General features: G+C 40.8%; 9 protein-coding genes. 6 read left to right on the forward strand and 3 right to left on the reverse strand.

Annotated features, from left to right (window positions below):
• Together ABF638_RS35810 and ABF638_RS35815 are read right to left on the reverse strand one after the other, a co-directional pair.
• A partial coding sequence (locus ABF638_RS35810) for a hypothetical protein (protein ID WP_435027518.1) occupies window positions 1-346 on the reverse strand: 346 nt, incomplete at its 3' end.
• Window position 347: 1 nt separating this feature from the next.
• Window positions 348-899 (reverse strand): hypothetical protein, encoded by a 552-nt coding sequence (locus ABF638_RS35815; RefSeq protein ID WP_435027519.1) that lies wholly within the window; start codon window positions 897-899, stop codon window positions 348-350.
• Window positions 900-973: 74 nt separating this feature from the next.
• Between ABF638_RS35815 and ABF638_RS35820 the strand changes: the two genes are divergently transcribed.
• Entirely contained in the window at window positions 974-1,480 is a 507-nt protein-coding gene (locus ABF638_RS35820; RefSeq protein WP_435027520.1) for a DUF1993 domain-containing protein, read from the forward strand.
• Between the two features lie 45 nt (window positions 1,481-1,525).
• Window positions 1,526-1,894, forward strand: coding sequence for a hypothetical protein (locus ABF638_RS35825; RefSeq protein ID WP_435027521.1), 369 nt, complete (start codon window positions 1,526-1,528; stop codon window positions 1,892-1,894).
• Window positions 1,895-2,148: 254 nt separating this feature from the next.
• Here the strand turns inward: ABF638_RS35825 and ABF638_RS35830 are convergent, their stop codons facing one another.
• The gene (locus ABF638_RS35830) at window positions 2,149-2,664 is read right to left on the reverse strand and encodes a DUF1579 domain-containing protein (RefSeq protein ID WP_435027522.1); all 516 of its coding nucleotides are present in this window, start codon (window positions 2,662-2,664) and stop codon (window positions 2,149-2,151) included.
• Between the two features lie 514 nt (window positions 2,665-3,178).
• On the opposite strand from ABF638_RS35830, the gene ABF638_RS35835 reads away from it, so the two are divergent.
• The 4 genes from ABF638_RS35835 to ABF638_RS35850 form a co-directional block, all read left to right on the forward strand.
• Complete coding sequence (locus tag ABF638_RS35835; RefSeq protein WP_435027523.1) at window positions 3,179-3,880, forward strand: SDR family NAD(P)-dependent oxidoreductase; 702 nt, start codon at window positions 3,179-3,181, stop codon at window positions 3,878-3,880.
• Window positions 3,881-3,980: 100 nt separating this feature from the next.
• Complete coding sequence (locus ABF638_RS35840) at window positions 3,981-6,197, forward strand: AAA family ATPase (protein WP_435027524.1); 2,217 nt, start codon at window positions 3,981-3,983, stop codon at window positions 6,195-6,197.
• A 169-nt stretch (window positions 6,198-6,366) separates the two neighbouring features.
• Complete coding sequence (locus ABF638_RS35845) at window positions 6,367-6,870, forward strand: hypothetical protein (RefSeq protein ID WP_435027525.1); 504 nt, start codon at window positions 6,367-6,369, stop codon at window positions 6,868-6,870.
• A gap of 226 nt (window positions 6,871-7,096) precedes the next feature.
• Window positions 7,097-7,817 (forward strand): J domain-containing protein (locus ABF638_RS35850; protein ID WP_435027526.1); only part of this gene is annotated, 721 nt, incomplete at its 3' end.

Below are 7,817 nucleotides of genomic sequence, written 5' to 3' on the forward strand. Positions count from 1 at the left end.
CTACTGCTGTGACGAGGATTTCAAACTGTCCGGTTTGTACAGCATGGCGAGTAGCAATTTCTATAAGTAACGGATGACATTCAGCACCTTGTCTACTTGACTGTACTAACAAACCTGCTTTTAACAATTTATCAATCTGGGGACTAAGGGTTTTAGTACCCCAAGGTTTATTGTTTTCATCTAAAGCACCAGTCTTACTAATACAACTTACGAAGGAATTTTTGTCTATCGGTGTATAAATTACCGAAAACAACTGAATAACTTTTTGTACAGAAGGATGTAACTCGAAGTATATATGGGAGAGTTGTGTTTGTAGTTTTGTGGAATTCGGCTCCAAAGTAGTCATATTATTTATTCAGTTCTTTGAATAATTCCATTAATTTACGTTTCCATCCATGAGCCGCTTCTAGTTGTGAGCGATAAGCAGACCATTCAGCTTTTTGTCCAAGTTGCACATACGCAGCTTTTGCTTTTTTTAGCCAATTAACCGCAGCATCATAACGATCAGCTTTTCCTTGTTCCATAATTGGTTCTGCCCGTCTCTTCGCGTTACCAATTACCCAATCTTCACAATAAGAAACTGCTGCATCCATGACTCGATGAACCAGTTTGGAATCATAGTAAGTATCTCTCTCTACTGTTTTAATTGCATCATCAATTAATCCTTCGTGGAGGAAAATATCGACTTGAGCTTCTCTTATTCCCCAATCTGGCTGATTTTGCAGTGTTTGCAGTAAATCCTGTTTGAGCGTCAACCAAGTTTCTCCTGCATAGTCTTGAATCTTACCATAGTCTCGAAACGCAAGAAGCTCAAGATCGTCTAGAGTTGTATAAGTTCGTTCAAAACATTTAGTATCTTTGGAACTGTGACCTAAATTCGGTTCCATATTCTTTGACACAACATCACAGTCAATACCCCCTAATATTAGATGGGCGGCTCAAAGTCGTTTGAACTTTTTCTGGAGAAATCTCAATGACCATTTCAATGTACCAAGTTTTAATACCCGTGTCTATTCGCGCACTGAATAATCTTATAAATATTCTTGAAAAAGGTGCTGCTTATGCTGAAACTAAAAAAATAGATCCTTCTGTGTTGATCAATAGTCGTCTATCTCCAGATATGTTTCCATTATCAAAACAAGTACAAATTGCCTCTGATATAGTCAATAGAGGTGCCGCACGGTTAGCAGGAATAGAACCACCTAAATTCGAGGACAATGAAACTACATTTCCTCAACTTATTGAACGTATTCAAAAATCTATCTCTCATTTAAATACTTTTAAACCTGAGCAAATTGATGGTTCAGAAGAGAGAGAAATTACTCTACAGATGCGTGACAACACTCTCTCTTTTCAAGGAATGCCATTTCTCCTATATTTTGTTTTACCAAATCTTTATTTCCATGTCACAACAGCGTATGACATTCTTAGGCACTGCGGTGTAGAACTTGGCAAAGGAGACTTTCTTGGTCAGCCTTAATCAGAACAATATCTAACGTCATCATATTTTTGGGAGGAGAGGATAATGTTGAAGTTCACCTGTTTAATGATTGTCGGGGCAGTCTTGTCGATTAGTCCGCCCGCTGTGGCTGAAAGTCGTGCGGTTAATATCAGTATTGGCAGTATTGGTGGTTCTTTAGATAATGCCGCTTTGCGAACAATTCGCCAAGTTATCGGGTTTGCAGTCGGCACTAGTACCGTCGATAAATTCATTGTTTATAGTCCTAAAGCCGGATCTATTCCCATCGAAGGAGGTTTATCTGCTTGTGCTGAAGCTGGCTTCGGTATAAGCAATGCAAGATTTAATGCTTTTATCCAGGAGTTGCGTTCAATTAATCCCAAACCAGGGACTTTTTACAATGTTGAACTTACCGCAACCTGCAAACAGAAATAAGACGTTTGCACCTCCATCAGGTGATCCTTAGATTCGTTAAGAATTTATCAACTCTGTTTGTTGCCAAAGGTTTAAGTGATTGGCTATTCCCGCATTTCTCACAAGCTTGAGGGAAGGGGCAGAGGGGAAAGAACTTGTACAATAACTCTGCTCTGCTCTGCTCCCCTGCTCCCCTGACAAGCACAGGCTTTGAGCATCGGTGAGAAATACGGGTATTGCCTCCATCCTGTCCGCCTTTCTGACCTAGCATTCTGCTACTGCTTCCGCCGAGAGTTTACGGTCATAAACTGATGCCAGTGCCCATCATCGCCCAGTACATAAGATGTCATCACCCGATGATTATCACTCTTGAGCTCGATTACATCTCTGTACTTTGCCATCTTCTCATCGCCCGTCATCGCGGGCCCATCAGAATTGAGCGTTAGCATGTTTTTAGCCGCGTCCAATTCACCGTCGTACAACCACAGATAAGTCATCATTGACCCAACCCAGGTGCCTACATAGCGTTGTTTCTGCGGGTCATATCCCAGTGTTATTATCATTGTTGCTGCACCACCGCAGGGCATTTCGCCCTGTCCTTCACCTACAACCCAGAGTCCACCAATTGATCGCACACTTTCCGTTCCTGTTGCTCTTTCAGGCGGCTGATCTGGACTCATCATTGCCTCTGTTTCATAAGTCCACTCACCGACGAGTTTCTGTAGCCACTGATGTTCCTTTTGTGGCTCAGTATTCATTATTGGCTCCTGTTGTGTTTTGGCTGTTTCCATTGCTTTAGCTCCTTTTGATGAATCATTGAGGAATGTAATTAGCGCGAAGCCCAACTCTGTAGGCGAAGCCGCCCCCAAGGGCTAGGAACCGCGTGAAATGATGAAAAATTAAGATTTTAGTAGTACATAAATACTATCATGACTCAACTGATTGAGGGGAAATACCGAATTGATCGACCAACATGCCAAAGCGGACAGACCAGAAGGTTTGGCTCATGGCATTTTCTTCCAGGTAAATCAGCAGTACATATTTCATTGAATTGCCTCTGTTGTTTCCCTTTGTAATTAAGTCGAACGACAATTGCTCAAATCGACACCTCTGGTAAAAATTTTTTTATCATTTAGATACAATCGAGCAATACCTGTATTCTTTCCTTTCGTGAGTAAGTCGAACGGCAATTTGAAATCGACACCTCTGGTAAAATTTTTTCCGGCGTCAGCTATGACCTCAAACGCACAATCAGATGTAACAATTGCGCTCGCCTCCATTTATCGCGCCGAGTGAGAACATAACATGGAATCCACACAAGACAAATGGGCATTAATCACTGGTGGGAACCGAGGGATTGGGTTTGCCATCGCTCAAGGTCTACTGGCAAAAGGCTACTCGATCATTATCACTTCCCGCTCCTTTGATAACGCAAAACTTGCGGCCCAGAAACTTCAACCAAAGGTAATTCCTCTCGAATTGGATGTCACTGATGATCGTTCTATCAACCAAGCAGTAAAAACCCTGCACCAGAAAATTACTCGGTTAGATGTTTTGATTAATAATGCTGGCGTGTATCCAGATAAAGATGTAAATATTCTTACCATTTCTCGTGAGTTACTTGATTCCACGATGAATGCCAACACCTTTGGTGCAATTCGGATGGTACAAGCATTTTTACCCCTGCTGGAAAAATCCCCTGATGCTAGAGTTGTCAACGTTTCAAGCGGATATGGAGCATTAGAAGACTTGTCGTGCGATATCCCAAGTTACTGCCTATCAAAGCTGGCATTAAATGGTGCAACAATTATGCTGGCACAAGCCTCACAATCTTTTGGGATTGTTGTCAATTCCATTTGTCCGGGGTGGGTTAAAACAGATATGGGTGGGTCATCAGCACCGCGCACGCCAGAACTTGGAGCCGACACTGCAATTTGGTTGGCTACTGATGCTCCACGCAATATAAACGGTAAATTTTTGCGAGATCGTAAAGTAATTTCTTTTTAGATGTTAATTGTCGTTATAGTTTTTTACCTTGAAAAAGCATACATATATCTTCATATCTTCTATGGCTTGAAAAACCCACCTCCTCTCGACGTATTAAATAATGGATTTATTTGACCAGCATCTTGCAAAAATAACTGAAAAAGAAGCACCATTGGCGGCTCGGATGCGTCCACGGACACTTGATGAATTTATTGGTCAAGAGCATATTATTGGGCAAGGAAGGCTATTACGGCGTGCTATTAGTTTGGATCAACTGTCTTCCTTAATCTTTTCTGGACCACCAGGGACTGGAAAGACTACTCTAGCCCGTGTTATTGCCAACACCACCCGCGCTCACTTCATCGCTATCAATGCTGTACTCTCAGGAGTTAAAGAAATTCGAGCCGCAATTGAAATAGCCCAACAACAGCGCAAGTTCCATAATCAACGAACTATTCTTTTTGTCGATGAAGTCCATCGTTTTAACAAGTCTCAGCAGGATGCCTTATTGCCTTGGGTAGAGAATGGTACAATCATCCTCGTTGGTGCTACCACCGAAAATCCTTTTTTTGAGGTCAATAAGGCACTTGTCAGCCGTTCGCGAATTTTTCAACTTCAGCAATTAACTGATAAAGATTTATACAAAATTGTTGAGCAAACACTAGCTGATTCAGAACGCGGTTATGGCAACTTAACAGTACTAATTGACATGGATGCTTTAACTCATTTAGTTAATGTTGCTAACGGTGATGCTCGTTCATTATTAAATGCTTTGCAACTGGCTGTAGAGACTACACCTCCCGATGCTACAGGTGTTATTCATATTCCTCTAGCAGTGGCAGAAGAATCAATTCAACAACGTGCTGTTTTATACGACAAAGAAGGGGATGCCCATTTTGATACCATCAGTGCTTTTATTAAGAGCTTACGAGGTTCTGACCCAGATGCAGCATTGTACTGGCTAGCCAAAATGGTTTATGCAGGTGAAGACCCGCGTTTCATCTTCCGTCGGATGTTAATTCTTGCAAGCGAAGATGTCGGATTGGCTGACCCACAAGCAGTTGTCGTTACAAATGCCTGTGCCGAAGCCTTTGATCGCGTGGGAATGCCGGAAGGACGTTATCATTTGGCGCAGGCAGTACTTTATTTAGCTACTGCACCAAAATCCAATAGCATTATGGGCTTTTTTGATGCTTTAGCCGCAGTAGAAAATGAAAATCTTGCAGAAGTCCCCACTCACCTTAAAGATGCCAATCGGGATAAAAAAGGTTTTGGGCATGGGGCGGGTTATCTCTATCCTCACGCTTATCGAGATCATTGGGTAGAACAGCAGTATTTACCCACTAGCTTGCAAGGTCAATTGTTTTACCAACCATCAACCCAAGGTTATGAACACCAAATCGCAACACAAGTGGCACGTCGTCGGGAAGCTCAACTTGCTGCAATAGTAGAAGGTATTGGTGTTGCGCCAATGGAAGTCATAACTTTTGGAACTGTTGACCGAGCAGATGAGCGTTGGTTGCAACGTACACTTTCTCAGGTAAGTACACAATTAGCATCTGTGCGCGAGCGCATTTTCACTTTCGCCCAATTACAACGTCATCACTTAGTATTGGATTTAAATGCCGCCACTGGTTTACTTACTTGGGAAGCAATCCGGCAAGTTCCTGAAGGTGGGGTTTATGCCTGTGTTCGCAATAGTTCTGATACCAATGCTCTAGTAGAACTTGCTGCGGCACTTCCTGAAACAATGCGACCAATAGTTTTTACTGCATCTGTTGCACAGATACCTGCGATGCTGACATCTCTTGCACCAAATGTACAGTTTGACTCTATTATCGGGCGCAATGTACTAGCCTCGGAACTAGATAAGGGACTTGCTGCTCAAGTTTTAGGTCAATTGATCCCGCACTCGGTCAAGCTTATTTTAAGTGAGACAGTACCTCGTCATACCCAAAGGTTTTACCGCTTACTGCCCAACCAAAATTTAGATGCCCAATTGTATGAGCGATTAGTTTTAGCAGAAGAAGCTATTTATACAGATGCCTCTGACCCCATGCTTAACTGGGATGCTGACGATTTGCGTCACGCTTTTGCCTCAAATGGACACTGTGTACAAGTCGTTGTTGAACAATATTTGACACCAATGCACATCTCTGATAATTTTATCAAGCGTTTATTTGCTGCTAATCTTAATCGACCAAGTTATGCCGAGCGTCTGGCTGCAAATTTGACCAGTGAGGAAATAAATATTATTAAAAATTTATTTGTTCGTTACTTACTCAACCAATCCGTTAATTGGTCAAGCACTGTGGCATTTTTAAATATTAGCGGATGAACATAATAGGCTATCAAATCACAGTCATTTATAATTATGAGTTTAAGGATGCAATTACTCGGAAGTACGTCTTGATAAAAACGGATCACTGAAGCTGAGGTAATATTTTTCCTTGCCTTCGCTTTATTTGTAGATGAGTATGAACTGTTCAAAAGGATTTTACAGAACTATGCCAATTAAAAAACACATTAATCTGAATGTTGGAAGTTTCCTTAATCCCGCAGATGAAAAGATAGTTGTCAATTTAGCTAGTGAAGATATTTTAACTTTAATCACGCAAGAGTTAAAAACTCGTTACTCGCCAGAAACTCAAAAACAAACTCTTGAGGGAAGTTCTGAGCTATTACCTGATTTCGTATTACAAGAATTATTAAAACGCCAAGAGCAGGTAATAAACGTTAACCCAGATACCTTAATCCTCGTTAATTGCAACATCACAGAAACACAGGTTGATGATTTGGCATTTAATTTGACTGTCGAAGCATATTTTGTAATTGGAGATGCAAATGGTCAAAATCATTTTCGAGCTAATAGGATCGTCCTCTGGTCAAATATATGGGGTGATGAAGAAAAACTTTTTGATTTAGAAGATGATCTAGGCGACCAATTCTGGACTAATTATCAAATTATCAAATCCAGTTGCTCTTTGATCAAAAAAATCAGCAAACAATAAAATTAGAAGTATCACTTACAGATGATTATGCAGCTAGGTTACAATTTTATCCATCTTTTCAAAGGTTTTTACCATCCATAGTTCCCTTTACCGATAATGACTTTTAAAATCAGCAATTAAACCAGAATATGCCTAGCAACTATGGCAGTCCTTGAGGTGTCTTTTTTCGCATCCCCTAAGTAATGCAACAGTTATATTTTAAACCTTAAACTTACATACGTGTTTCATGCCTCGAAAAACTACAGTTCCATCGCAATCAATTAAAGTAACTCCGCTAGCTCTGTCTCAATTACATATCCGCTTAGAGTTTCTAGAGAAAGAACATCAATCAATACTCAAACAGATCAAGAGAAAGCGCACAGAACTGAAGAACTTTGTTGAACAGATGCGTTCTTTTGGCACAGAATTTCTCAATAAAGCTACTCCCGGTTTCCAAAAAATGGCTGAGTTAGACCAGGAAATCCATGCTCTGTTTGAGGAGATTTTTACTACTAGAAAGTTCGGTAAACAAACCCTCAAAAATATACAAGCAGTTTACCGTAACCTACAGGTAACTGGAGCCATCAGTCTAAAACCCAACAGCCAACAGTTAGATACATTAGACGAATCGTTTGACAATGAAGATTCCCAATCAGATTTTTCAAAGGAAACTAGTGAAGAACAGCATCAATATTGGCAAGGACAACAGTCTGTAGACTCTGCCTCTGTAGTCAGAACAGATGACCAAAGAAAAATTCGTCAAACATTTCTGAAATTAGCTGAAATCTTTCACCCTGATAAAGCAAGAGACAGTGAAACACAAAAGTCTCACACAGAAATCATGAAAGAAATCAATAAAGCCTACCAAGAGGGGGATTTAGCAAGACTTCTTGAAATTGAACGAAGTCAACAACCCTTAGAGCTGATTCGTAAAGAAAATCTAAAGAGAACAGAGCCTCATTTGACTT

Source organism: Nostoc sp. CALU 1950, from assembly GCF_051172895.1.
GTDB classification, from domain to species: Bacteria; Cyanobacteriota; Cyanobacteriia; order Cyanobacteriales; family Nostocaceae; genus Nostoc; species Nostoc edaphicum_A.